Below are 24,159 nucleotides of genomic sequence, written 5' to 3'. Positions count from 1 at the left end.
TGTCAACGCCCCCTGCCGGACTCCTGAGCGAGCAATGCGAGCCGGTGGTCTGAAGAGGAAAGCGGGGCCGCCCCACTCAATCGGTCGCTTGATCGCGCTGCGCCCAGCGCGACGCCAGCACGCTGCACACCAGCAGTTGCAGTTGGTGATACACGATGATCGGCAGCAGGATCAGCCCCAGTGCAGGCGTCGCCCCAAAGATGAGCTGCGCCATCGGCACTCCCGCGGCGAGGGTCTTCTTTGAGCCGCAAAAAATCGCGGCGATCTCGTCCTCGCGCGGCAGCTTGCACAGGCGGCACACCAGCCGCACCGCAGCCAACGCCGCGAAAAACAAGCCCAGCGAGAGCAGCCCCACGCCGAGCAAGGCCCAGGGCGATTGGCCCGACCACACCTCGCGCCGCACCGATTCGCAAAACGAGGTGTAGACGAGCAGCAAGATCACGAGCCGGTCGGCGAGGTTTACCCGAGCCTTGTGCCGCTGCGCAAATGCGCCCAGCAGCGGGCGCAATAGTTGGCCGACCGCCAGGGGCAGCACCATCCAGAGCACCAAGTCCAGAATCACCTCGCCCAGTGGCAGTCGCTGCCCGGTCGTCGCGGTAACGACGCTGATCCACAACGGCGTGAGGACGACGCCGATGAGGCTGGAGAGCGTCGCATTGCACACGGCCACCGGCACGTTGCCGCGCGCGGTCGCCGTCATCGCCACCGAAGACGAAACCGTCGAAGGCAGCGCACACACAAAGAACACTCCCAGCACCAGCTCCGGCGAGAGCCCCGCGTCGAGCAGCGGCAGTAGCGCCAACCCCAACAGCGGGAAAAACACAAAGGTGCAGCCCTGTACCACCAGGTGCACCGGCCAGCGCACAGTCCCCGCGCGCAAGGCCGCAAACGACAGCAGCAGCCCGTGTAGGAAAAAGATCAGCGCGACTCCGGCGTTGACCGTGAGCTCCGGCCGCAGCCAGCCGCCGCCCGCCCCGGCCGACGGGAAAGCCCACGCGCACAGCGCCGCCACCAGCATCCCGATTAAAAACCAGTCCGGCTTCTTCATGACTGGCCCCCTCCTGCGTTTTCTTTCGGAGCACGGGCAGCCGCGCCCGAGCGTGCCCGCAGCCGCTGCCACAGCGCGGGCAACTGCTCGCGCCCCTCAATCCGCAGCGCCCACAATGCTACGCCGTAAATGAGAACGCCCAGCGGGATCAGCCCGCCCACCGCGAGCAAGTCGCGCGCAAACCCAGTTCCGGCCAGCGCAACGCCACGCGGCCCATTGAGCAGCGCCCAACCCGCGCCGACCACCGCACCCATTATCAAAACCGCGACAGCGAGCTTGGCCACGCCGCCCCACAGCGGCGCAAAACGCAGCCCGGCTGACCGCGCCGTCAGCGCACGCTGAAGCTGCACCGTCTGCACGATGATCGCCACCGTGCTTGCCAAAACGAGCCCGAGTGCGCCCAGCGGCCGCATCAATGCGAGGCTCAGCCCAAGGTTTATTACAAAACTCACCGCAGCGAGTTTCACCGGCGTCTTCGTATCCTTCAGCGCGTAGAAGGCGCGCGTCGACAAACTCGTGATCGAGAAAAACGGCATCCCCACGGCAAAGCCCGCCAGCAGCGGCACCAGCAATGCCGTGTCGCTCGCCGTAAACGAACCGCGCTCGAAAAGCAGCCGCGTGATCGGCTCGGCCAGCAAGGCCAACCCCGCTGCCGCCGGCAGGTTTACCAGCAAGATCAGGCGCAGGCCCTTGCGGTAATCCTCTGCAAAAAGCCCCGCCTGCCCCTGCGCGGCATGCTGCGCGAGCAGCGGATAAACTACCGTCGCCACCGCGATGGCGAACACGCCGATGGGCAGCTCCGTCAGCCGGTTCGCGTAGAAAAGCACCGCCGCCGACTCGTCGCTCACCGAAAACGCCAAGAGCCGCGACACGTAGATATTGATCTGGTAAATCGCCACGCCGAACAGCCCGGGCGCCATCAGTCGCGCGATCTCGCGCACCCGCGGGCTCAGCGTCAGGTCGAAACGCGGCCGCCAGCCCAGGCGCATCAAAACCAGCGCGGGCACCAGCATTTGCAAAAGCCCGCCCAGCAGCACGCCGGCGCACAACCAATGCATCCGCCCCAGCGCGCTATCGGCAAAGTGCAGCCCCGCTCCACCAAGCGTGCCGATCATCGCCACATTCAGCCAGATCGGCGACAACGCCGACTCCGTAAAACGCTTGAACACATTGAGCGTCGCGCTGAACGCCGCCGCCAGACACACGAACACCAGATAGGGAAACAACAGCACGGTGAGCTCCGCAGCCAGTGACCACTTTCCTGCCAAAAAGGGGAGCCGCCCGCCAAACGCGAAGCCCAGCATCCCCATCCCCACCACCCCGCCAGCGACGAGCAGTAGCCAGCTCGCCACCTGGCTTAGCAGGCGAAACGCACCCGGCTCGCGCCCCGCCGCCAACTCCTCCTGGAGCGTCGGCACAAACGCCGCCGTCAGCGCGCCCTCCCCCAGCAAGCGTCGAAACAAATTCGGCAAACTAAAGGCCGTGATGAACGCGGAGTTCAGCGCACTCGTCCCAAACACCGCCGCGCTCAACTGGTCGCGCATCAGCCCCAACACGCGCGAGACCACCGTCAGCCCAGAGACCACACCGATATTCTTGAGTTTGCCAGACACAGCCGGAGACACTGCGCGCTCGCTCCCGACCAAGGCGAAACTCAAATTCCCGCGCGCCACTTCGGCCGCAAAAAACGCCGCACCCTCCGCGGCCCCACTACACGCCAAACCGCACTGCCCGCCAAGTCGCGCACGCCCTCCCTCCCCCCCCGCACATACGATGAGCCTCGCCGAGCCACTCGCCCGCTACACCGCCCAAATCGAGCAAGGGCTCGACGCCCTCCTGCCCACCGCCTCCACGCGCCCCGCCCGCCTCCACGAAGCCATGCGCTATGCCGTACTCGGCGGCGGCAAACGCCTGCGCCCCATCCTCACACTCGCGGCGGCCGAGCTTTTTGATGAACACACGCACCTGACGGGCGGCCAGCGAACCGCTCGCCCGATAAACTGGTCTGCGATCCCCACCGCCCTTCCCGCCGCCGTCGCCATTGAGTGCCTGCACACCTACTCGCTCGTCCACGACGACCTCCCCTGCATGGACAACGACGACCTGCGCCGCGGCCGCCCCACCACTCACCGCGCCTTCGACGAAGCCACCGCCCTACTCGCAGGCGACGCGCTGCTCACCCACGCCTTTGCCCTCCTCCAAGAGCACTACGCCCACAGCCCCGCGCTCGCGCTCGCGCTCAGCGCCGAGCTCGCCAGCGCCGCGGGCAGCCACCGCCTCATCGGCGGACAGATGGAAGACCTGCTCGCCGAGAAAAACGCCGCCGCCACGACTCCCGAAACACTCGACTTCATCCACCTCAACAAAACCGCCGCCATGCTCGAAGCCGCCCTCGTCATGGGCGGCCTTATCGGCATCGGGCCAGAGCCCCCCGATTGGCCCGCTGCACAGGGGCGAGCGCAATCCGCAGCAGCAGCCAGACCTCACGCCCAAGCCCTCGACGCACTGCGCCGCGCAGGCCGGCACCTCGGCCTGGCCTTCCAGATCGTTGACGACATCCTCGACGCCACCGCCGATACCCAAACCCTCGGCAAAACCGCCGGCAAAGACGCCCACGCGGGTAAGCTCACCTACGTCAAACACTACGGCCTCAAAACCGCCCAACGCCTCGCCGAAGAACAAACCGAACACGCCCTCGACGCCTTGAGAAAGCTCCCCGGCGACACCCGCTTCCTCCTCGCCCTCACCCACCAGCTCACCACCCGCAAAAAGTAGAGCACTTCCCGACTCCCCCCCGTCTCCCGCCCGCAAACGCCACACAAGTTGACTTCGCACCGGCTGTGGCCCCACATTCCCCCCGCCATGCCCACCGCCACCATTCAGCTCCCCAGCAGCGTCTACCAGCTCGCCGAGCAAGCTAGCACCCGCCGTGGCTTCACCGTACCCCAGTTCCTCGCCGAAGTCATTAAAGAGCAGCTGGCCCCCACCCCATCTGCCCCCAGCCCCGCGTGGAAAGATGTCCCGTGGATGCAGACCGCCGGTGCCCTCGCCGACCTGCACGAGGAGAACAAGCGCATCAAAGCCCTCCTTACCGCAGAGTTTCGCAGCCCACCAAGCACTGCTTCCTGCGCCTCATGATCATCGACACCAATGCCGTCTCCGACTGGGCAGACGGCACAGGGGCAGCCCCCGGCATCATCAGCCAGAGCCCGCGCCGCGTCATCCCCGTCACCGTCCTGGGCGAGTACCAATTCGGCATCAAAGCCTCACGCTACCGCGCCCGTTACGAACACTGGCTCGCACAGACCCTGCCCCACTGCGAGATCCACCCCAGCACACAAGCCACTGCCGGGATTTACAGCCAGCTGCGCCACGACCTCAAAAAAGCAGGCAAGACAGTCCCCCCGAACGACCTGTGGATTGCAGCCAGTGCCATCGAGCTGGGCCTGCCCATCCTCAGTAACGACCATCACTTTGACCTGATCCCCGGCATCAGGCGCATCAGCTTTGCCGAAGCCCCGTAAAAGGCTACCTACCCCTACTGCGGCCGCAGCCCCGCCCAGCGCAGCAGCTCCTCAGGGTCGCGCAAGTAGATGACGCCCTCGCTCGTCCCGCACTCACGCGCCACCGCCGCATCCTTCCTGCGCAGCTCCACCAAGTTGGAGATACACGTATGGCGGCAGATATCCGGCTGCCACCTCGTCACCCCCGCCCACGCCATGATCTGCCTGCGCATCCCTCCCCGATCCCTCGGGCAATCATCAGCTTAAGCTCCTCGCTGCCCAAGGCGGGACTCGAACCCGCACACCTTTCGGCACAGGCTTCTGAGACCTGCGTGTCTACCAATTCCACCACCTGGGCAAAGCTCGCTTTGAGGAGAGCGCGCCGAAGACAGCGGCCGCTCCCCTGCGGCGCAAGAAAATAGATTTCCATCTGCCTGCACGCGAGGACACGCTGCGCAGCGTCCCATGAAAAAAGAGTCTGTGCTTTCCAAACTCCGCGCCGAAAAGGTCGTGGCCCTCATCCGTGCCGAAAACTCCGACGGCCTTCTCGACTGCGCCAAGGCGCTGGCCGAGGGCGGCCTGACCAGCATCGAGCTCACGATGACGACTCCGGGGGCCATCCGCATGCTGGAAAAAGCGAGCGCCGAACTGCCCGATTTTCTCTTCGGCCTCGGCACGGTGCTGGATGCCGAGACCGCGCGCGCGGGCATCCTCGCGGGTGCCAGGTTCATCGTCACGCCCGCGCTCCGCCCCGATGTCATCACGCTGTGCCGCCGCTACAGTGTACCCGTTTTTTGCGGCGCCTTTACGCCGACCGAGATCGTCAATGCCTGGGAGGCCGGAGCCGATGCCGCCAAGGTTTTCCCCGCCGAGTTTTTCGGGCCCGCTTACATCAAGTCGATCAAAGGCCCGCTGCCGCATATCGAGATCGTGCCCACCGGCGGCGTCACCGCGACCAATGTCGGCGACTTTTTAAAAGCCGGAGCAATGGCCACCGCTGCGGGCAGCTCGCTCGTCGAGGCCGCCGCCCTCAAGTCCAGGGACTGGGCTGCGATCACTGCCAAGGCGCGCGCTTTTTGCGAGGCCGTCTCCGCGCTCAAATAAAGCGCGCCACATCGGGGATCTCGCGCGCGCGGCGCCCGCCCACACGGCGGGCGAGATACGGATCTTCCGGCGGACTGTCATCCGGGTCCGCCTCTGCATCGTCGACCTCGCCGTCATCAGTCTCGATGACGAGCCCTTCAATCAACGGGTCTTCGGCTTCCTCAAAATACTGGCTGATCCGGCGAGCCTGCGGATCCAGAACGACGAGCGGATTATCCACGCGCCCCTTTTTCACGAGCTCAAAGAGGCAGGGATAACACTGCTCGGCGTAGCGCTTCTGAAAGTCCGACACCCATTTGTTCGGGATCCCCTCGCGACCACTCAGCAACACCACGTCGCTAAAATGCACGCAGGCATCGAACCACGGCAGGGCATCGGGATGAGCTGCCGCGAATTGGCAATTCACCACGCAGAAAATCCTGCCGAGCTCCGCTCCGTGCTGCGCCAACCAGGGTTTTAGCGCCTCCACCTGATCAACCGGATTGCGGCGGCCGTCAGCGATCAGAAACACGATCACCGCGCCCTGCGGCCACTCGGCCACGATCCGGCCCGCGACAGCGGGCGCCGACGCGCTGCGCTCGCCCGCACTGGTGTCTTCCCAACGCCACATCGCCTCGGCTACCGCCCGACGATCCGGGCTGCCATCAGGCGCGCCCATTTCTGCGGCTTCGCTACCGGAGATAAGGAGCGCCACCGCTTCGTCAGGAAAACCCGACTCGATGAGTTCGCGCACGAGCGCACGACGACCCGAGCCGCTCACCCCCAAGACCAGGTACACGAGCCTTTTTTCGGCAGCGGAATCCGCAATGGTGGGGAGTGTGTCAAAAGTGTCGGTCATCGGAAGTAGTAAACCTGTAAACCAAACCGCGCGGCCAAATGGAAACCCGACTTGCGCTTGTTGGTTCTCGACGGCGTCGGACAGCGCGCACGCAAACGTAGCGAAAATTGGGCGGCGTTTGTCTTAAGAAAGCGAAAACTCGAAAGCCCGATTTTGCGCACTATCGCGCATCCAGTGATCGAGGAGTACCAGAGCCGTCATCGCCTCAATGATCGGTACCGCGCGCGGCAAGACGCACGGGTCGTGCCGCCCGCGCGCGGCGAGCTCGGTTTCGGCCCCGTGGATGTCGACGGTTTTTTGCGGACGCAGGATTGTGGCCGTAGGCTTAAACGCCGTGCGGAAGAACAGCTCCTCGCCGTTGCTGATGCCGCCCTGCACGCCGCCCGAGCGGTTGCTGGCCGTGCGCACGCGGCCCTCGCGGATGACGAAAGGGTCGTTGTGCTCGGAGCCCTTGAGCAGCGTGCCCGCAAAACCGCTGCCGACCTCGAAGCCCTTGCTCGCGGGCAGCGAAAGCATGGCCTTCGCAAGATCGGCCTCCAGCCGGTCAAAGACCGGCACGCCGAGCCCAGCGGGCAAGCCGCGCACGCGGCACTCGACGACACCGCCGACCGAGTCGCCCTGCGAACGCACTTCCTTGATGCGCTCGATCATCCGCTGCGCCGCCACCGGATCGGGGCAGCGCACCGCGTTGGCCTCGACATCGGCGAGTGCGGGAAAACCTGCCAGCGGCGCCATCGCGATATCCTGCACCTGGGCGACGTAGGCGCGAACCTCGACCGCAGCGCCCAACGACAGGATTTTTTTGGCAATGGCTCCCGCCGCCACGCGCCCGACCGTCTCGCGCGCCGAGCTGCGCCCGCCACCGCGCGGATCGCGCCGCCCAAACTTCGCCTGATACGTGTAGTCGGCATGCGACGGGCGATACTTTTCGAGCATCTCATCGTAAGCCGAAGGCCGCTGGTCAGTGTTGCGCACGAGGATCGAAATCGGCGTGCCAGTCGTGCGCCCCTCGTAGAGTCCCGAGAGGATCTCCAGCGAGTCCGCCTCCTTGCGCGGAGTGACGATGCTGCTCTGCCCGGGCCGCCGCCGGTCCAGCTCCACCTGGATTTCCTCTGCCGTGATCGGCAAATTGGGCGGGCAACCATCAATCACCACACCGACACCCGCACCGTGACTCTCGCCCCAAGTCGTGATCCGAAAAAGCGTTCCAAAACTGTTACCCATAACGCCCCGACGCTGCGCTCCCCAACCGCCCCTCGGCGAGAGTATTAGGCCCCACCCCTCCGTTTTTTATGCCCCGCGCACAGCGCAACGCCCTCCGTAGACACCTGGGGCCGGCGGGAGTCGAAATCGAATTGGGCAAGTTTTTAAATTATTGAAAAATAGCATTATATAATAACCAACAACGATTTACAAAATTATCAAGAATGCACGACACACCTTAGACAGGCAGGATTAGGCAATAAATCTGATAGGAATTTGATAGGAAAATCCTCTCCTACCAGATTCCTATCAACCTGAGCGCAGCCGCCTCCTCAACGCACCAGTCGGAGCCAGTCGGGTTTTGGAAGGGCCTACCCAACTGCTTGGGAAGGCGTTCAGGCTTTTTAGCGGACGGCAGACACGCGCCGCCATTCGGCCTCAGAAAAAAATACTATACCCGTTTTACCAAAATTAGGCCGTGACCGATGCCGCTTGGTTACTCCGTTCTACTATGCCCTGCCTTTTGCAGCCACCGCCTGCCTGTGGCAGGGTTTGGCACTGTTACGCGGGGATGATACGCTCCCCTCTTGCGGTGGCTCTTTGAGCTGATCGCCCAAACTACAACTACGCCGAGCACTGCACCGCCCCAATCCCAATGCGACGCTCCCCCCTCAGCCAGTTCGCGCAGCATGAGTTCGGCAAAGCGGGGATTCACGCTCCCTTGCCTAACGCGAGCGCGGCGTTACGCAAAGGGGACACCCATCCATTACCACCGTGCTTTCGCGCCTGGCTCCCTCGCCGCCAAGTGTAGTGTCAGGCTGATTTACACAGGGGAAACTCAGGCCAAGAGTTCTCGTAACCAAAGATACTGGTGGCAGTGGCACCAAGTGACGTGAGGATGCCTTGCTCGCCACCGACCGGCGAGCCTTGCACCTGACCATTTGCAGAGCCAGCGGGCACCGAGCCCGCCTTGACAGGGCTGGCTTGCCTTGTTCCACTGTCGCCGCTCCCGCCTTGGGCCTCTCCGTTTCGCACGTTTGGTGGACGAGTTCGGTTACCCGAACTGCCATCCACCGTGGGGAGAAGGCGGGGGCACTTAGAATGCGCCTCATCTTGTTCGCCTTGCGGCTTGGCAAGCTGCCACCGTTGAACAAGGTGTTCCCTAGAGGGGCCCCGGCTCCGAGCGTCCTTGTTTGTCTCTTGGCTCCGACTCGGTGAGGTGAGCCCCTCAACCATTTCACGCGGGGAATTAATAGACTCGACAGGGAGCGATTGTTGTGTTCCGTTCGCCCTGACCCCGCTGCCGTTTCGGACGTTAGGGAAGGGACTGCGAGCAATCGCAGGTGCGTTTCCCCCGGCGGGGTCTCTTTTTTTGGTTTCTGGCACGGTCGTCTTCGTAGCGGTGGCCTCTTTAGCCGCATCGGCCAGCTCCCGCCCCTTCACTTGCGCCGCCGACTCTTTTGCTCGCCGCTCAAGCGCGAGGTAGTCGCTCAGGTCTTTGCAGGCGTACGCCGAGAAATCGAAGCCTGTGACTGGCCCTGCTCCCGCCGCTCGCAGTTGCGCCGCCCACCTTTGGGCCGCCTTGGCTCCCTCTCCGCGGGGGATATCGTTGTGTACGGCGATTACTACAGGCTTGCCGCGAAAGTGGGGCAGGTCTTCGGCGTGCAGATCATTACCCGCACCAGTCATACACACAAAGGCCAGCGTGTTCAGATCGAGCCCCACGCCCTTAGCCAAGATAGGCGCGGCGCACAGGTCAGGCGTGCCCTCCATCAGCCAGACCTCCTTGGTCTGCTCGCCAATCAGGGACGCCCCTATGCAACGCTTGGCCGTCGTCCCAGTCACAGACCTGGCCTTCGCGTTACCGCTACCAATACTTCTCCATACCTGCCCATCCATCCGGCGTGCTTGTGCATTGCGGCGCGTGGGATCGGTCACGAGCCATGCAGGCCACTCCCGCCCGTCATCCCACAGCGAGCAAGTAAACAGCATTTCGCGTTGGGCGAGTACCTCCAGACCATCAGCATGCGGCCAGCCGCGCACACGAGCGATTGTGGCGAGCTCCTCGGCGGTAGGCCTGCGCAGCGCAGGAAACTTCACCTCGCGTTTTGGGCTCGGCTCGGCGACCGGCTTGGACTTCGGCGGCCCAGCGGGGCGCACCGAGTAGCAAGTCAGGAACGGCAAGCGCGACTTCTTCTCCCCCGCCAGCGCGTAGATACGGCGGCGGTGTTCCCTGCCCGCCTCCCCTTGGTTGGCGACACAGCCAAACTTGCCGTCCTCACAAATGAACAGGTGCTCGCCCTTCTTGTCCGCTCCCACCTCACGGCAAGCGGGGCAAGCGGCTCTGATGCAGGCTCCCCGCTCGCGCACATTCTCAAGCTTCGTTAGGTCTAATGACATGGCTTTTCAGGCCGATGAATCGACAAAGATTAGTGGAAACGAAGGGGCTGTTTTTGGCCCTATTTCAGGGCCTCTCGTTTCCATGCTCTCAGCCCCTTCGTTCCCGTGTTCTCAGAGGGAGAAACGCCTTCTCCCCCTGCTTTTTCAGCCCTTCGTTGCCCATTGTGCGCCTAAGGGGATGCAACGAGCAACGAAGAGCGATTAAGGGAGCTTGGAACTCACCGAAGTAGGTACCGCTTTCGATTTCCGCTGCCCTCAATTTTGATGAGGTTTTGCTCAGCGGCCTTTTTAGCTAGCTTGGAAACTATGTCATTGCGCACTCCCATTGCTTCGGCAATCTCTGAGCATTGCTCCAAGCCCTCTTCGATATGTTTAACGAAGACTTTTAGCCTACTTAAGAGGCTCCAGCGGATAGTGGTTGCCTCCCCTTCCGCTGGGGTCTCGTAAGTCCATTCCCAAGGCCCAGCGTCTTCGCCTATGCCAGTGCGGCTCTTGGTAAACTCGCTGACGAACTTTGTTTTATACCCTGCTTCAGGCGGCTCATTGTCATCGGTTGCGGCCACTTGCATCATCCAGTCAGCGCCGTCCTCACGCCGACTCGTTCCACGCATGTGACCACCAGCCCGCCCCGCATGGTGAACAATGCAAGGTGATACTCCTAAGGCCTGCATCTCTTGCAGGAAGTTCAAAACCTGCCCCCAGTCATCGGCATCATTCTCCCTTATGCCAAAGAATAAGCATGAGTGATTATCAAGGATGAGAACCTCAATCTTATGCTTCCAGCACAACTCGAGAAGCTCTTTCTGCACACTAGGATCAGTCAGGTCCAGTGAAGCTATTCGTCTCCTGCCAACACGATACTTACGACTCAACAAGTGGAGGGGAGCATCGGGGCTCTGCCCCATTGCCCTGATACGCTTTCGTATAGCACTCACATTCATTTCGCCATCTACATAGAGGACTCGACGGGGCTTGGAGATACGCCACGGCCCGCAATCTCGCCCCTCAGCAAGACAGCAAGCCAAGTTAAGCCCCATCCAAGATTTTCCTCTCCCGCGTTCGCCATAGAGAAAGCCAATATTTTCCTCAAGCCACCACGAGCCGACTAAGGACTCTGGTTCGGGTATATCCGCCTCATACAGTTCAGCCAATGTAATCATACCTTCGGCAAGTGACAATGGCGGCGGCGGCTCAGCCAAGACCGGCGGAGCGATTTGATCAATCGGCACTATCTCGGGCAGAGTCATGAGGTGGCCGCCCTCCTCGGCGGCTCCCCCCTTCTGCAACATGTTGGTATCGATTTGAGTAGCGATCATCGCGCACCTCCTTTTTCGAGGAACGCATCGAGCCACTCACGGCGGATTACGATCTTGGAGCCCACGCGTGCATGCTTCACGCGGCGCGTCAGCACCAAGTCCCGAAGTTTACGCGGCGAACACGCCACATAAGAAGCAGCTTCCTTCAAGGTCATGTTGACCGACGGGTTGCTGCGATTGAAAACTGCCTTCTCAGGCAGGAGGTTGTTATTGGTCATAACTTACTTTCAGCTCGCTAGTAATTTAGCTTAAGGTTATCGGCCCAAATGGCCGCACTCCGAAACCCCCGGAGCACTGGTTACAATTATAACCAATAAATCCTTAACAAGAAAAAAATAGCACACAGTTGCATTTTTTTTACTGGCGCCCAAAGCCCCCCCCTCTCCCTAACCCCACGGTGATTTCAAATCCTACGAAAACCTATATATATATACAAAAACCACCGAATATAACCGAAAACCACTACCTCTAAGCGCAGAATTGCAGGACATTGCCCGCTGTCTTTGGCGGGGATATGGCGAAGTACCGCTCGGCCTGCTCCTTGGTCACCAAAGCGCGGTAGTGGGAAAAGAGCACCTCATCGCTCGCCTTGTGGCCCAGTAGCCGCGAAGTCTCCAGCGGGTTACCGTGCAAGGCGTAGTGGTAGGAGCCAAACGAATGCCGCATGGCATTGGCCTCCCACTTGGCAAAGCCCGCCCGATTGTGGAGCTTCAGGAAGCGCCTCTGGTAGTCGTTACCATGCTCGTTACGCGTCACCTCTCCCGTGCGGTTAGGCACGAGGGACAGCCACGCCAACGCCACCGGCGGGATCTCCACATGGCGGATGCGCCTCTTCTTCGCGATCTTGGCCCCCACCATAACGACAGGCGACTCCTCACTCATCCGCACGTCCTCCCACTCCAGCCGCTTGATCTCCTCCGTTCGCAGCCCACAAAACAGCGCGAGCACCACCACCCCCAGCATACCCAACTCAGGGCTCGCCAAAGCCGCGTTTAGCAACCGCTGCGCCTCATCCACGGTCAAGATGCTCGGCTCCTTCGGGTCTCCCGTCCCGCACAGCTCCTTGCGCTCCACATCCGTCAGCTCATCCAGCGGCGAGCTCAGCACATACTTCTTCTGCACCGCATAGCGGAAGACCTCCCCGATAACCGCCAGATAGTTAGCATTCGTGCGTGGCCCACGCTTCAAAGCATTAAGCCACCCCTTGATGTCCGCCCCTGTGACCTCATCGGCCAATCGCTCGCCCATAGAAGCCGCAAACTTTCGCGTCCTGTAGCTAAAATCGCGGTAGCTCGCCTCGCGCAAATCTCCCCGCTCAAACCGCTGCTCCTTGCTGGCGACCAACTCCTCCACCACCTCCGCCACAGGCTTCCTCAGCTCCCGTGGCCTCATCCGCTCAAGCACAAACTGCACCGCCTCCGTCAGGCTGATCCCCCGCTCGCGCAACAATGGCATATTGACCGCCACCTCTCCCCGCTCCGCATCCGTCAGCTCAAAGAACCCCTCGCCCTCCAAGCGCTGCCCGCGCAGTGCCCGATCTGCCCACGCCTCCGCATCCTCGCGCCGCTTGAACTGCTTAAACAGCCTCCCCCTGCCCGTGACCCTAGCGGGAACCTCGACTCGGTAGGAAATCGAAAACGCCGCTCCCGCACTCCGATTAAAAATCGGGCGAATCCGAATCCCCGACTTCTTCGGATACTCCCACACCGCCAGCCCGTTGCCTGCGTCCTGTGCCATGCCCTGCAACCACGCAACACCCCCTGCACAACTCAAGCCATTTCTGATAGTAACCGTGTAGGAATTTCTTTAAAATTTCATAAATCGTTGATAATCATACTGGGGCCGGCGGGAGTCGAACCCACAACCCTCTCCTTAGGACGGAGCAGCTCTATCCAATTGAGCTACGGCCCCCAGTGCGCCCGATCAACGGGCAGGCCCCCGCGGCTGTCAACCCTCACGCACGCGCTCTCGCGTGCGTGCAAAATGCGCGTTGACAGGTCGGCTTCTCCCCGCGTCTGATCCGCCTCCCACTTTTTTCAAGAATCACCGCAGAGCACCCATGAGCACTTCCGTAGACACGCAGCCGCCACAACAACAGAGCCTGACGCCCGAGAAATTCCCCTTCACTGCGCCGGAGTTGATGAGCCGCTACGTCACCGACACGGGCAAAATCCTGCCGCGCAAGTACACGCATCTCTCGGCCAAACAGCAGCGCGCCGTCACCCGCACGATCAAGCAATCGCGCAACACACTGCTGGGGCTCTGAGCCCCGAATCGCGAAAACGCCCTCTTCCCCAACCGGAGCCTGAAGTCTCCGGTTTTTTTGTGCCATGCCGCCCACAGGTTTCAACGGCGACCGCTCCACGTCCGCCTCTCACGCGCGCACTGCGGTCACGCGCACGTATCGCAGCACGGCACGAAACTTCGCACAGCTCGCGCGGAGGCTCGCGGCGGGCGAGCTCGTGGCGGTGCCCAGCGAGACGGTCTACGGCCTGGCGGCCAACGCGCTCGATGCCGAGGCCTGCGCTAAAATTTTTGATGCCAAAGGGCGCCCCCACAGCGACCCGTTAATCGTCCACATCCACGACATCGCGCAACTCGCACAAATCGCCCGAGCGGGAACAATCGCCCAAAAACTCGCGCGCGCATTTTGGCCGGGACCACTCACTCTCGTTTTGCCCAAAACGGAAGCCGTCCCGTGCATCGTCACTGCCGGGCGCGACAGCGTGGCGGTGCGGATGCCGCGGCACCCGCTGTTTCTAAAACTGCTCGCGGCCTGCGGGCTCCCGCTCGCGGCGCCCAGTGCCAATCCCTTCGGCTACGTGAGCCCGACAAGTGCCGCACATGTAAAGGCCGGCCTCGGCGGCAAGATCAGCGCGATACTCGACGGCGGCCCCTGCGAGATCGGGCTGGAGTCCACGATCTTGGACGCCCGAGATGAACAGCGACTGCGCATCCTGCGCCCGGGCGCGATCAGTGCCGCGCAGCTCGCGCAAGTCGCCGGCTGCGCCGTGAGCGATTTTACCACCAGCTCCAGCAGCGCGACTGCCGCGCGCGCCAGAGTCCCTGCACAGCGCAGCAATGCCGAGCCCGCCGGCCAGGTCGCGCCCGGGCAGCTCAGCCGCCACTACAGTCCGCGCGCCCAAGTCATTCTTCACGAAAAAATCCCTTCGGAGCTGGCGGCCACGAGCAGGCCGACCGAAGCGCTTCTCTACTTCAGCAAGCCGCCTGCTGATCAGCCCAAAGGGCAGGCTCACCGCGACTGGCTGACAGCGACTGGCGACCAGGAAGAGGCCGCGCGCCGACTCTTCGCCAAGCTGCGTGAACTCGATGCAGCAGGTTTTAAAACGCTTCATGTCGAGCGCGCGCCAAGCGGGATTCTGAGCACGGCCATCAACGACCGGCTCCTGCGCGCAAGCCAGCGCGAGTAGCACCAACGAACGAATTACCGGACGGCGCGCCGGTGCAGCCGTTCGAGAATTTCGCTGCGCCGCTCGCCGCCGAAAAGACCGCCGTGAGAGATTCAGCTTTTGAGAAACTCGGCGAGCAGGCCGAGGAAGCGCGCGTTTTGCTCAGCCGTACCGACGGTCAGCCTGATCCACTCGGGTAAACCGTAAGCTGCGACAGGCCGGACGATCATCCCCTGCGTCTGCATCCACTGAAAACAGCGTGCGCCGTCGCCCACCTTGATCAGCAGAAAGTTGGCGACACTGGGCGCATACTCGACGCGCTGCGCATCCAGCCCGGCGGCGAGCTGGCGCAGGCCCGCCGCATTTTCGCGGCGGCAGCGTGCGACGAAGTCCACGTCGCCCAGTGCAGCGCACGCCGCTGCCTGCGAAATCGCATTCACGTTAAACGGTTGGCGCACGCGATTGAGCAGCGCGGCGAGCGCCTCGCTCGCGTAGCCGTAGCCGATCCGCAGTCCGGCCAGCCCGTAGATTTTTGAAAACGTGCGCAGACCAATCACGTGCCCGCCCGCTCGCCCCGCCCGCCCTTCTGCGAGCAGCGGCCGCAAGTCGGGCGCGGCAGCCGGATCGAGATACTCCGCATAGGCCTCGTCCACACAGAGGACGACGTGCCCGGGCAGCGCGCGCGCGAAGTCGAGGAGCTCGGCGGGCGAATGCGCAGCGCCAGTCGGGTTGTTCGGGCTAGCGACGAAAACAAGGCGCGTGCGCGGCGTCACCGCGGCCGCCATCGCGTCGAGGTCGTGAGCGCGGTCGAGCCGCATCGGCACGGTGACGGGCTTGGCACCAAAAAGCAGCGTGACGAGCCGGTAAACGACAAACGCGCAATCGCCCATGACGACCTCGTCACCCGCGCGCAAAAACACGTGGCCGAGCAGCTCGATGATTTCGTTGGAGCCGTTACCAATCACAAACTGGCGAGGCGAGAGGCCCCAGTGCTGGGCGAGGCGCGCCCGCAGCGCGACACAATCGCCGTCGGGGTAAAGCTCCGCCTGCGCGAGCGCGCGCTGGGCCGCGGCGAGCCCAAGCGGCGAGCCGCCAAAGGGATTTTCGTTGGAGGCCAGCTTGACGATGTGGTGCACGTCGAGCCCGAGCTCGCGGGCCACATCTTCGATGGGTTTCCCCGGTTCGTAGACGGGCTGTTTCTCCACTTCGGGGCGAGCGAGGGCGGCGAGCGTAGTCATGGCAAGTGCCTATGGAGAGAGCCGCAGCTTCGCGCAGCAAGCGTGCGCTGAGCTCAGTCTGTGTGCACCAGTGGAATGGGCGGCACCTCGACCCAGCGCATGCCCGCCGCTTCGGCGGCGCGGATGCCGAGCGCGGCGTCCTCAAAGACGAGGCACTGCTCGGGCGGCACGCCCATTTTTTCGGCGGCCAGCAGAAAGGTGTCCGGCGCAGGCTTGCCGTGAGCGACATCATCGGCCGTCACGATCACGGGGAAAAGCTCGGCGAGGCCATGCGCGTGCAGCGTATCGCGGACGATGTGGCGCAGCCCGCCGGAAGCCACGCTGACGGGGCGGCCCTCGGCGGCGCGGGCCCGCGCAAACGCGACGACGGGCTCAATGAGTTTGGCCTCGGAGAGCATATCGACAAAGCGCAGCTCCTTGGCATCGCGTACGGTGATGGGGTCAAAGCTCGTGCCGTAGTGCGCGTTAAACGTCTGCACGACCTTCTCGGTGGGCGAGCCGCCTTGCGCGTAGAAGAGCGCTTCGTCGAGGACGGGCTTCAGGCCAAACTCGCGCAGCGTGTCGCGCCACGCGAAGTAGTGCAGCGGCATGGTGTTCACCAACGTGCCGTCGAGATCGAAGATGTAGCCTGCGAAGTCGCCTTCAGGGATGTTGAGCTGCATGATCGCCGCCCACTCGATCAAAGGCCGCAAAGGGCTTCGACTGTTTTATTCCCACTACGCGTGGGGCGGGGGACGGTGTCCCCTGCCATTTACTGTGCGGTTTGCTGCCGTGCGTTCCGCACGGCAGCAAACCGCACAGTTGGGAATGCCCCGATCTCCGATCAGGGTTACAGACTCAAACAGCATTTACCCGTTAACCTAAGAACTCGCCCCAATGGGTTTCCGCTTCATTCGCATTTAATGCCCCACTCCCTGTCGTAAAACGACAGGGAGGAAGTCCTTTCAATTTGGGAATCGAGCTTCGGCGCTACGCGCCGAGGCCGATTCCCAAATTCAATGGCACGTGGCGCCACGCCACCGCCCCACGCGCAGTGAGGTCTTCGACCCGTTTATTATGCGCGCGGCTCTTTCATCTGGCGGCGCACTCGTTGGTGCGCCGTCGGCTTCGACCCGTTTTTATTGCGCGTCGCTTCTCAATGGCCGGCGCGCGGGTTGGCCTTTTCCTGGGCGCGGATTTCGGCGTTGCTGCGCACCTTCTTTCGGGCGGCGCCCCTGTAGCCTTCCCTGGTCTTGATCAGCGGGCCTTTTGCGAGACGCGCCTTCGCTTCGCGGATGGCCTTGCCGTATTGCGGCAGCCACTGCGCTTGGGCGACGAGCATCTCGTCCACGAGCTGCCAGACTTCGGGCGGGTTACAGACTGCGCCGACGAGCGGGTCGATCAGCATCGCCTGGCGCAGCAACTGGATGTCGCCCTTTACGGCAGCCTCGACTGCGAGGCGCTGCACGGAGATGCTCGCGTTGCACACGGCGGCGCAGCCCAGCGGCAAGTCGCCGTACTGGGGCATATTGATCCCGAAGCGGTCAACGAAGCCCGGTGCCTCGATGATCGCATCGGCGGGCAGGTTGGAGATCGTGTTGCCGTTTACCTGGTTGAAGTGGTGCCGGTAGACGCGGCCCGTTTCGAGGGCCTCAACGATGTGGCTGCCGTGTTCGGCGCTGCGATTTTCCGGGGTAAACTTGAACGGTTCGGGGCGCTTCCCGCCGCCAAACTCCTCTTCGAACCAGTGGCGCCCTTCGGTCACGACGCGCAGGTAGCCGCCGGTCTCGCCCTGAATCCAGCTATCGTAGCCAATCCACTTTTTGATCTCGCCCGGCCGCTTGCGGTACCAGGGGAGGTACTCGCTCAAGTGCCCGTTCGACTCGGTCGAATAGTGGCCGAAGCGGCGGATCATATCGATGCGCACCTTCTCCGTCTTTGACTGGATGGGGTGCCGCTCGAAGGCCGCGAGCAGCTCTTCGGTCGAAACATCGCGCCCGTTAACGCGCACCGTGGTGTACCAGGTTTGGTGGTTGATCCCCGCGCAGATGACATCCACTTCGCTCTCCTCGACGCCGAGCACTTGCGACATGGCCCAGATCCCGCCCTGCACGCCGTGGCAAAGGCCGACCGTGCGCACGCCGCCATAGACGGTGGCCGCCCAGGTCATCATCGCCATCGGGTTGGCATAGTTGAGCAGCAGGCAGTTCGGCGCGGCGACTTCGCGGATGTCTTTACAAAAGTCGAGAATCGCGGCGATGCCGCGCTGGCCGTACATGATCCCACCCGCGCAGAGCGTGTCGCCCACGCACTGGTCGATGCCGTACTTGAGCGGGATCTCGATATCGTACTGGAAGGCCTCGATCCCGCCGATGCGCACCACGCAGAACACATAGTTCGCGTCGCGCAGGGCATCGCGCCGATTGGTCGTCGCGCGGATTTTGGTTTTCAAGCCATTGGCGGCAATATCGCGGCGGCAGATCTCGGCCACCATATCGAGGTTGCGTTTGTTGATGTCCGTGAAGCTGAGCTCGATGTTGGCGAACTCAGGCACGGTCAAAAGATCAGCGACCAGCTTGCGGGTAAACCCGATGGAGCCGGCGCCGATGAAGGCGATTTTTAGCGAGGGAGTCTTGGGGGCGGATTTTTTTGGGGGCATGGCGCGGCGTGCAAAAGACGAAGCACACTGCAACTACAAGTGAGATTACTCAGGCCACGTATTGTTTTTACGGAGGGGGACAGCGCCTCCCTTCCACTTACGCTCACGCGACACGATGTTGCACGCAGCACACTCCCTCCCCGCCAACGCGGGGGGAGGGCCGATTTGTGCAGCCCCTCCGCCAAGCCGACTGCCCCCGGCCAACGCGCCAGCGGAGACGCTCAGTTTGCGGTGCTCCCCGAGTCGCGCGTGTAAATGGCCGGCGGGGATGCGCCCGCCGCCTTAGCGGCGGACGCCGCGGTGCAGGCGGCTGGCGGGCTTGGGCTCGGTGTTGCCCGCGACAGTTTCGTCGAAGAGCGCGGAGTAGATGTAGGGGAAGCCGTCGATTTTTTTGCGCTCTACGCTCACGCCCATGTAGCGCTCGATCGAGCGGGCATCGCGCACGTCTTCCTCGGTCACGAGCGTAAAGGCATCTCCACTGGTCTGCGCGCGGCCCGTGCGGCCGATGCGGTGCACGTAGTCCTCGGCATTTTCGGGCACGTCGTAATTCACCACGTGAGACACGCCCGCGATGTCGAGCCCGCGCGCCGCAATGTCGGTCGCGACGAGCACTTCAAATTGCCCGCTCTTAAACCCCTGGAGCGCCTCGACGCGCTCGCGCTGGCTGCGGTCGGAGTGCAGCACGCCGACCGTGTGGCCGCTCTCGCGGAGCCGCGCGGCGATCCGGTCTGCGCCCATCCGCGTGCGGGTAAAGACGATCACGCTCTTAAACTCGGTCTGCTCAAGGAGCCGTTGCAGGAGATCAAACTTCTGCGAAGCGACGACCGGGTAAAACGCATGCGCGACAGTCTCCGCAGGCGAGCGCTGGCGGCCTATCTCGACCTTCACCGGATCGCGCAGCGCCCAGCCTGCCAGCGAGGCGATTTCCGGCGGGAGCGTCGCGGTGAAAAAGAGCGTCTGCCGCGAAGCGGGCGTCTGCTGGACGATACGCTTCACGTCGGGCAGGAAGCCCATGTCGAGCATCCGGTCGACCTCGTCGAGGACGAGGATATCGACGTCGGCCAGCGAGCAGTTGCCCTGCTCCAGGTGGTCGAGCAGTCGCCCGGGCGTGGCCGCGAGGATGTCCATCCCGCGGCGCAGATCCTCGACCTGCTTCCCGTAGCCCACACCGCCGTAGACGATCGTGACATTCAGGTCGGTAAACTTGGCGTAGTGCTGAAACGCTTCCTCCACCTGGAGCGCGAGCTCGCGCGTGGGCTCCAGGACGAGGCAACGCAGCGAGCCGTGAGTGCCGAGCCGCTGGATGATGGGCAGCGCAAAGGCGGCAGTCTTGCCCGTGCCGGTCTGCGCCGAGCCGATCAGGTCGCGGCCTTCGAGGATCACGGGGATCGACTGGGCCTGAATCGGCGTAGGCTCGGTGTAGCCCTTTTCCTGCACGGCGTAGGCGAGCGGATCGGAGAGGCCGAGCGCGGAAAACGCGGTGTCCATCTTGGGCACATCGATCGGCACGGCGGGCTTGATCGGCTCGCGGCGCGGGTGCTCGAAATCGCTGTCGCGGCGGGAGCGTGGCGAGGACTTCGCCGCACCGGAGCCGGAGCGGGCCCCGCCGCGTTTGCGGCGCGGCGCATCACCGTCGGGACGCTCAGCGCGCTCGCCGCCGCTGCCTCGGGAGGGGCGCGGGCTGCGGCCCTCGGAGCGCGGCTTGCCAGTGCTCCGCGCGCGATCACTCGCCCCAGCGGGGCCACTGTTCTTCGCACCGCGTGAGCTGCGGTTTTTGGGGTTGGCAGGAGTAGCGGTTTTACCGCCCGCGCTCGGGCGTTTCTTTTTATCGGCTGACTTGGCGGGAGCGAAGGCTCCGCGCACAGCCGCAATGATCTTCTTAAACATAGGAAGCCAGCGAGGTTTCAGGGCTTCCCCCTTCATTGCAAGGGGTCTTCGACCCTTGTTTTATCTGGCGCGCTGTCGTTGCCAGCGCGTCTGCGTCTGGGGGCTTGGCCTTCGATGAGGTGGGGGCGCCCCTTCTCCCTCCCCTTCTTCAAAAAACAAAAAAAACGGCGGGCCTTTTGATGCCCGCCGTAAAGGGGAAGGGAAGCGCACGTAAGAGAGCGTGCGCTCCGGAGTTTCGTTTCGCTCTCGCTCAGGCCGTCACGATGCCGGCCTTGATGCAGTAGCGCACGAGGCTGGCGACGTCGTGCACGTCGAGCTTTTCCATCGCGTTGGCGCGGTGCTTCTCGACCGTGCGCACGCTGAGGTTGAGCTGGCCGGCGACCTCCTTGGAGGAGAAGCCTTCGCTGACGAGGCCCACGATTTCGAGCTCGCGCGGCGTGAGCGTCGCGGCAGCGGCAAGCGAAGGCGCGGACGGCGGCGGCTGGGTGTGCGGCGTGCGGTAGAAGCTCGGCTCGGGCTTGTCCTCCGCGTTCGGAATCGGGGGCACGCTGGCCGCAAAGAACATCCCGCCGCGCATCACCGCCTCGACGGCCTGGAGGACGTAGCTCAGCGGCGCGGTCTTGTCTACCATGCCGTGCACTCCGGCGCGCAGCAGGCGGGCGGGCAGGTCGCCATCGGGGTGGCCGGTGAGTACGAGGATCCGCGTCCCGGGGGACTGCGCACGCACTTCCTTGACGATCTCCATGCCGTGCACCTCGGGCAGATACATGTCGACGACGAGGAGCTGCGGTTTTTCCTGGAGACAAAAGTCAAGCCCGGTTCGGCCATCAGAGAACTCCCCTACGAGCTGGAGGCCGCTAACTTTTTTAAGAGCTAGGCTAAGCATTTGGCGGAAAACCGTCTCGTCTTCGATGATGACCGTTTTGGATGGCATAAGTAGTAGTGATGTTGTTAGAAAAAGAACCCGCTTCGATGTGAGGGGGAGACATGCATATGTTCCCGCCTATCTACCCCAAAAGAAGGAATTCATAAGTAATAAAGCGTACCTTATAAGTAGAGTCCTTTTCAGAGGGAAAGTGCCGAAGAAAACGCGTATCAAATCTGGTGCGATCAAGGCGTTCCCGGAGGGAAAAGACGCAGGCGTCCAGGCAGGGGAATAACTGGGGAAATGGATCGGGGTAGTGAGGGCTGCGACACATAGAAAAACACCTTGCCCAAAGGGCAAAATATCTTGCTCGCGGCAGTCTCAAGCCAAGCCAAGCCAAGCCAAGCCCAACGCAACGCAAATCGCGAGAGCTGAAGGGCGGCTAAAGCGCAGCGAGCAGCCCGCGCAAAGTCCGTGCCTCGCGCAGGAAGCTCTCCGCAGTCCCACCGGGGACAAACTCCAGCATCGCGGCGCGCTGCTTCGTAAGCGCAGTAGCGGGGGCGGCGGCCGCTACGCTCAGAAATTCCTGCCAGCGGCCCACCCCCTCGGACAAGGGGTAGGCGTCAGTGCCTCCGCCTTCGCGGCGGCTCCATTGAAACACGTGCAGGTGCGAGAGCTTCGGCGCCATTGCGCGCAGCCCCGCCAGGCAGTCCGCCTCGCTCATCCCCACCGGCGGTTGCCAGTAGCTGTAGAGGTTCGGGTGGATGGCCTCCTCGAAAAAAAGGCGGCGCGCACTCTCGTTGGTATCGGTGAGCGTGCCTCCGTGAAACTCGGTGGCCACCTGCACGCCCGCGCCCGCCGCCAGCTCGGCGATGCGCACCAGGTCTTCGACTACGCGCGACCGCGTGCCCGCAGCCTCCGCATCGGCAGAGCCCTGCCTGCCCGCCCACACGCGGATCGCAGGCGCCCCGAGCATCACCGCCGTCTCCAGCACGCGCATAAACTCGATCGCATCGTGGCCTTCGGCCTGTGCCTGCTCGCTGTACGCCGCGCGGTAGTAGCTCCCATAGGCCGCCACCGCGAGGCCCGCGTCGCGCGTCCGGGCGCGCACGTCACGCGCACGGGCGAGGTCGCCATGCGGCACATGCACATCGCCGCCCCACTCGATCACCTCCAGCTCCGCACGCTGCACGAGCTCGATAATTTCTGTGGGATTCAGATTCCGGAACGTGATCGAGACCAGGCCCGACACCAAAGGGGTACGCACACTCATCGTGCCTCCCATAAGGCCGCGGATGAGTTCGTTTGCCAAGCCTCACCGCAGTGCCCAACCTTCGCCGCATGAAGACGACTCTTCGCTTTCTTCTGATCTTCGCCACGCTGGGGCTTCTGGCTGGCTGCAACACATTTGAGAAACGACTCTCCAAGCGGCCCGGAGTATTTGAAACGCTGGATCCCGACACGCAGGCCAAGGTGCGCGCAGGCATCGTCGATATCGGCTACACGCCCGACATGGTGTTCCTCGCCATCGGCTCGCCCGACTCGCGCAGCGACCACATCACCGCCACCGAGCGCAAGGAGGTCTGGATCTACAACGCCTACCACCGCGACTACCAAGGCGTGCAGCACCTCGGCTACCACCGCTACCTGCGCTACAACCCCGTCACCCAGACTTACTACCCGCTCTACATCCCGATCATGGCCGACGTGTACTCCGACCGCGTGGAGCTGCGGCTGCGACTCGTCTTTGAAGAGGGCAAGGTCTCGCAAATCGAGCAGGTCATCTGAGCCCACACACGAGCGCTCAGCTCACCAGAATAAACGGGGCGAAGACTCCCACTGCGCGTGGGGCGGTGGCGGGTCGCCACTTCCATTTAATTTGGGAATCGGCTTCGGCACTGCGTGCCGAAACACGATTCCCAAATTTAACCGGACACTCCCCCCGTCGTTTCGCGACGGGGGCAGAAGCCCAAAACGCGGCTGGAGCGGAAACCCATTGGGGCGCGACGAAAGGGTTTACGGGGTAAGTCGGCCTTTGGTCGGGCAGTTTCCAACTGTGCGGCTTGTTTGTCGGACGTAAGGCCCGATGAACAAACCGCACAGTAAATGGATGCAGGCACCGCCTGCCGCCCCCCGCGGGGTCAGGGACCCATTTTATTGGCCGCAGCGTCGTTGCCGCTGCGCGCAGAGCTTCGCCCCTTCTTTTGGGCGAGTCGCTCGCTGGCGGCTCGTCAGCTTCGACTCTTCTTGTGGGTAGCGACAAAGAACGGGCTTGCATCGGGCCGCATAAATAAGTTCACCTCACCGCGCCTGTAGGGGTGTCCTCCGCGGAGGGCTGAGATTGCGGCACGATACGGCTGCTGGACCCTTCGAACCTGAAACGGATCATGCCGACGAAGGAAACAGCAGGCGCACGTAGGTAGAGAGCGCGCCGAAAAAACACACCGGTCACGCGCCCTCGCGTGCGCCGCCTTTCGCTGGAGCGACCGCATCGGGAACGAGCAGCAGGCAATCACCCTCGACCCACTGCTCCCCATGCGAATCCCCCTACTCCGCCGCGCGGCGCTCCTCGCCGCTGCCAGCTACGCCGTTTTTTCGGCACCCGCTGCGCAGCTCTCCGCCGCCGCCGAAGCGGCCCATCCGTCCGCCCGCGGTGGCGGACTCGATGCGGCCGACGACTTCGTGCAGCTCGACCGTTTCGAGGTCGCG

Annotated in this window: 22 protein-coding genes, 2 tRNA genes and 1 riboswitch; of the genes, 7 read left to right on the top strand and 17 right to left on the bottom strand. The window is 63.2% G+C overall.

Annotated elements, in window-relative coordinates; genetic code table 11:
• Positions 1-76 precede the first annotated feature (76 nt).
• A complete protein-coding gene (locus tag AXK11_RS00795) occupies positions 77-1,048 on the bottom strand; it encodes a bile acid:sodium symporter family protein (RefSeq protein WP_082780717.1) in 972 nt (323 codons plus the stop codon).
• Complete coding sequence (gene murJ, locus AXK11_RS00790; protein WP_068628482.1) at positions 1,045-2,661, bottom strand: murein biosynthesis integral membrane protein MurJ; 1,617 nt, start codon at positions 2,659-2,661, stop codon at positions 1,045-1,047. Before murJ ends, AXK11_RS00795 begins: the two co-directional genes overlap by 4 nt.
• 160 nt (positions 2,662-2,821) lie before the next feature.
• Here murJ and AXK11_RS00785 point away from each other — a divergent pair, with 160 nt between their 5' ends.
• From AXK11_RS00785 to AXK11_RS00775, 3 genes are all read left to right on the top strand, one after another.
• Positions 2,822-3,823: a polyprenyl synthetase family protein gene (locus AXK11_RS00785; protein ID WP_068628354.1), complete on the top strand. Its 1,002-nt coding sequence runs from the start codon at positions 2,822-2,824 to the stop codon at positions 3,821-3,823.
• A gap of 87 nt (positions 3,824-3,910) precedes the next feature.
• Positions 3,911-4,186, top strand: a complete 276-nt coding sequence (locus tag AXK11_RS00780) for a hypothetical protein (RefSeq protein WP_068628352.1) — start codon at positions 3,911-3,913, stop codon at positions 4,184-4,186.
• Positions 4,183-4,572, top strand: a complete 390-nt coding sequence (locus AXK11_RS00775) for a type II toxin-antitoxin system VapC family toxin (protein WP_068628350.1) — start codon at positions 4,183-4,185, stop codon at positions 4,570-4,572. Before AXK11_RS00780 ends, AXK11_RS00775 begins: the two co-directional genes overlap by 4 nt.
• Positions 4,573-4,586: 14 nt before the next feature.
• Here AXK11_RS00775 and AXK11_RS09585 read toward each other — a convergent pair whose 3' ends face one another.
• Together AXK11_RS09585 and AXK11_RS00765 are read right to left on the bottom strand one after the other, a co-directional pair.
• Positions 4,587-4,784, bottom strand: a complete 198-nt coding sequence (locus tag AXK11_RS09585) for a hypothetical protein (protein ID WP_068628348.1) — start codon at positions 4,782-4,784, stop codon at positions 4,587-4,589.
• 43 nt (positions 4,785-4,827) lie between these two features.
• A tRNA-Leu gene (locus AXK11_RS00765) sits at positions 4,828-4,909 on the bottom strand.
• A gap of 107 nt (positions 4,910-5,016) precedes the next feature.
• Here AXK11_RS00765 and AXK11_RS00760 point away from each other — a divergent pair.
• A complete protein-coding gene (locus AXK11_RS00760; RefSeq protein WP_068628345.1) occupies positions 5,017-5,655 on the top strand; it encodes a bifunctional 4-hydroxy-2-oxoglutarate aldolase/2-dehydro-3-deoxy-phosphogluconate aldolase in 639 nt (212 codons plus the stop codon).
• Here AXK11_RS00760 and AXK11_RS00755 read toward each other — a convergent pair.
• From AXK11_RS00755 to AXK11_RS00725, 7 genes are all read right to left on the bottom strand, one after another.
• A complete protein-coding gene (locus tag AXK11_RS00755) occupies positions 5,648-6,493 on the bottom strand; it encodes a hypothetical protein (RefSeq protein WP_068628343.1) in 846 nt (281 codons plus the stop codon). The two genes, AXK11_RS00760 and AXK11_RS00755, sit on opposite strands and share 8 nt — an antisense overlap.
• 123 nt (positions 6,494-6,616) lie before the next feature.
• Positions 6,617-7,717, bottom strand: a complete 1,101-nt coding sequence (aroC, locus tag AXK11_RS00750) for a chorismate synthase (protein WP_068628340.1) — start codon at positions 7,715-7,717, stop codon at positions 6,617-6,619.
• 792 nt (positions 7,718-8,509) lie between these two features.
• Positions 8,510-10,096 carry a hypothetical protein gene (locus AXK11_RS00745; RefSeq protein ID WP_068628339.1) on the bottom strand — a complete coding sequence of 529 codons (1,587 nt, stop codon included), beginning with the start codon at positions 10,094-10,096 and terminating at the stop codon, positions 8,510-8,512.
• 218 nt (positions 10,097-10,314) lie between these two features.
• The gene (locus tag AXK11_RS00740) at positions 10,315-11,412 is read right to left on the bottom strand and encodes an AAA family ATPase (RefSeq protein WP_068628337.1); all 1,098 of its coding nucleotides are present in this window, start codon (positions 11,410-11,412) and stop codon (positions 10,315-10,317) included.
• Entirely contained in the window at positions 11,409-11,630 is a 222-nt protein-coding gene (locus AXK11_RS00735) for a helix-turn-helix domain-containing protein (RefSeq protein ID WP_068628335.1), read from the bottom strand. Before AXK11_RS00735 ends, AXK11_RS00740 begins: the two co-directional genes overlap by 4 nt.
• A gap of 250 nt (positions 11,631-11,880) precedes the next feature.
• Positions 11,881-13,149 (bottom strand): tyrosine-type recombinase/integrase, encoded by a 1,269-nt coding sequence (locus AXK11_RS00730; protein ID WP_156469116.1) that lies wholly within the window; start codon positions 13,147-13,149, stop codon positions 11,881-11,883.
• A gap of 100 nt (positions 13,150-13,249) precedes the next feature.
• A tRNA-Arg gene (locus AXK11_RS00725) sits at positions 13,250-13,323 on the bottom strand.
• Between the two features lie 148 nt (positions 13,324-13,471).
• On the opposite strand from AXK11_RS00725, the gene rpsR reads away from it, so the two are divergent.
• Together rpsR and AXK11_RS00715 are read left to right on the top strand one after the other, a co-directional pair.
• Positions 13,472-13,678 (top strand): bS18 family ribosomal protein, encoded by a 207-nt coding sequence (gene rpsR / locus AXK11_RS00720; RefSeq protein ID WP_068628331.1) that lies wholly within the window; start codon positions 13,472-13,474, stop codon positions 13,676-13,678.
• A gap of 64 nt (positions 13,679-13,742) precedes the next feature.
• On the top strand, positions 13,743-14,843 hold the full coding sequence (locus AXK11_RS00715; RefSeq protein WP_068628329.1) for an L-threonylcarbamoyladenylate synthase: 1,101 nt from the start codon (positions 13,743-13,745) through the stop codon (positions 14,841-14,843).
• Positions 14,844-14,935: 92 nt separating this feature from the next.
• Here the strand turns inward: AXK11_RS00715 and hisC are convergent, their stop codons facing one another.
• From hisC to AXK11_RS00685, 6 genes are all read right to left on the bottom strand, one after another.
• Positions 14,936-16,060, bottom strand: coding sequence for a histidinol-phosphate transaminase (gene hisC, locus AXK11_RS00710; RefSeq protein WP_068628327.1), 1,125 nt, complete (start codon positions 16,058-16,060; stop codon positions 14,936-14,938).
• A gap of 53 nt (positions 16,061-16,113) precedes the next feature.
• Entirely contained in the window at positions 16,114-16,752 is a 639-nt protein-coding gene (locus tag AXK11_RS00705; RefSeq protein WP_231865707.1) for an HAD family hydrolase, read from the bottom strand.
• Between the two features lie 443 nt (positions 16,753-17,195).
• Positions 17,196-18,698 carry an alpha-glucosidase/alpha-galactosidase gene (locus AXK11_RS00700; RefSeq protein WP_068628326.1) on the bottom strand — a complete coding sequence of 501 codons (1,503 nt, stop codon included), beginning with the start codon at positions 18,696-18,698 and terminating at the stop codon, positions 17,196-17,198.
• Between the two features lie 282 nt (positions 18,699-18,980).
• Positions 18,981-20,585 carry a DEAD/DEAH box helicase gene (locus tag AXK11_RS00695; protein WP_068628324.1) on the bottom strand — a complete coding sequence of 535 codons (1,605 nt, stop codon included), beginning with the start codon at positions 20,583-20,585 and terminating at the stop codon, positions 18,981-18,983.
• 250 nt (positions 20,586-20,835) lie between these two features.
• Entirely contained in the window at positions 20,836-21,519 is a 684-nt protein-coding gene (locus AXK11_RS00690; RefSeq protein WP_068628317.1) for a response regulator, read from the bottom strand.
• 373 nt (positions 21,520-21,892) lie between these two features.
• The gene (locus AXK11_RS00685; RefSeq protein WP_068628478.1) at positions 21,893-22,723 is read right to left on the bottom strand and encodes a sugar phosphate isomerase/epimerase family protein; all 831 of its coding nucleotides are present in this window, start codon (positions 22,721-22,723) and stop codon (positions 21,893-21,895) included.
• 68 nt (positions 22,724-22,791) lie between these two features.
• Between AXK11_RS00685 and AXK11_RS00680 the strand changes: the two genes are divergently transcribed.
• Positions 22,792-23,238 carry a type 2 periplasmic-binding domain-containing protein gene (locus tag AXK11_RS00680; protein WP_068628315.1) on the top strand — a complete coding sequence of 149 codons (447 nt, stop codon included), beginning with the start codon at positions 22,792-22,794 and terminating at the stop codon, positions 23,236-23,238.
• 516 nt (positions 23,239-23,754) lie between these two features.
• Positions 23,755-23,869: riboswitch (TPP riboswitch) on the top strand.
• Positions 23,870-24,159: the final 290 nt, after the last annotated feature.

The organism is Cephaloticoccus primus (genome assembly GCF_001580015.1).
Classification (GTDB): domain Bacteria; phylum Verrucomicrobiota; class Verrucomicrobiia; order Opitutales; family Opitutaceae; genus Cephaloticoccus; species Cephaloticoccus primus.
The sequence above is the reverse complement of the archived record's forward strand: the minus strand, read 5'-3'. Positions and strand labels throughout refer to the sequence as shown.

Excerpts from the sequence above, each read along its gene's own strand:
- AXK11_RS00795 (WP_082780717.1), bottom strand. The coding sequence starts at position 1,048 with ATGAAGAAGCCGGACTGGTTTTTAATCGGGATGCTGGTGGCGGCGCTG.
- AXK11_RS00785 (WP_068628354.1), top strand. The coding sequence starts at position 2,822 with ATGAGCCTCGCCGAGCCACTCGCCCGCTACACCGCCCAAATCGAGCAA.
- AXK11_RS00780 (WP_068628352.1), top strand. The coding sequence starts at position 3,911 with ATGCCCACCGCCACCATTCAGCTCCCCAGCAGCGTCTACCAGCTCGCC.
- AXK11_RS00775 (WP_068628350.1), top strand. The coding sequence starts at position 4,183 with ATGATCATCGACACCAATGCCGTCTCCGACTGGGCAGACGGCACAGGG.
- AXK11_RS09585 (WP_068628348.1), bottom strand. The coding sequence starts at position 4,784 with ATGCGCAGGCAGATCATGGCGTGGGCGGGGGTGACGAGGTGGCAGCCG.
- AXK11_RS00760 (WP_068628345.1), top strand. The coding sequence starts at position 5,017 with ATGAAAAAAGAGTCTGTGCTTTCCAAACTCCGCGCCGAAAAGGTCGTG.
- AXK11_RS00755 (WP_068628343.1), bottom strand. The coding sequence starts at position 6,493 with ATGACCGACACTTTTGACACACTCCCCACCATTGCGGATTCCGCTGCC.
- aroC (WP_068628340.1), bottom strand. The coding sequence starts at position 7,717 with ATGGGTAACAGTTTTGGAACGCTTTTTCGGATCACGACTTGGGGCGAG.
- AXK11_RS00745 (WP_068628339.1), bottom strand. The coding sequence starts at position 10,096 with ATGTCATTAGACCTAACGAAGCTTGAGAATGTGCGCGAGCGGGGAGCC.
- AXK11_RS00740 (WP_068628337.1), bottom strand. The coding sequence starts at position 11,412 with ATGATCGCTACTCAAATCGATACCAACATGTTGCAGAAGGGGGGAGCC.
- AXK11_RS00735 (WP_068628335.1), bottom strand. The coding sequence starts at position 11,630 with ATGACCAATAACAACCTCCTGCCTGAGAAGGCAGTTTTCAATCGCAGC.
- AXK11_RS00730 (WP_156469116.1), bottom strand. The coding sequence starts at position 13,149 with ATGGCACAGGACGCAGGCAACGGGCTGGCGGTGTGGGAGTATCCGAAG.
- rpsR (WP_068628331.1), top strand. The coding sequence starts at position 13,472 with ATGAGCACTTCCGTAGACACGCAGCCGCCACAACAACAGAGCCTGACG.
- AXK11_RS00715 (WP_068628329.1), top strand. The coding sequence starts at position 13,743 with ATGCCGCCCACAGGTTTCAACGGCGACCGCTCCACGTCCGCCTCTCAC.
- hisC (WP_068628327.1), bottom strand. The coding sequence starts at position 16,060 with ATGACTACGCTCGCCGCCCTCGCTCGCCCCGAAGTGGAGAAACAGCCC.
- AXK11_RS00700 (WP_068628326.1), bottom strand. The coding sequence starts at position 18,698 with ATGCCCCCAAAAAAATCCGCCCCCAAGACTCCCTCGCTAAAAATCGCC.
- AXK11_RS00695 (WP_068628324.1), bottom strand. The coding sequence starts at position 20,585 with ATGTTTAAGAAGATCATTGCGGCTGTGCGCGGAGCCTTCGCTCCCGCC.
- AXK11_RS00690 (WP_068628317.1), bottom strand. The coding sequence starts at position 21,519 with ATGCCATCCAAAACGGTCATCATCGAAGACGAGACGGTTTTCCGCCAA.
- AXK11_RS00685 (WP_068628478.1), bottom strand. The coding sequence starts at position 22,723 with ATGAGTGTGCGTACCCCTTTGGTGTCGGGCCTGGTCTCGATCACGTTC.
- AXK11_RS00680 (WP_068628315.1), top strand. The coding sequence starts at position 22,792 with ATGAAGACGACTCTTCGCTTTCTTCTGATCTTCGCCACGCTGGGGCTT.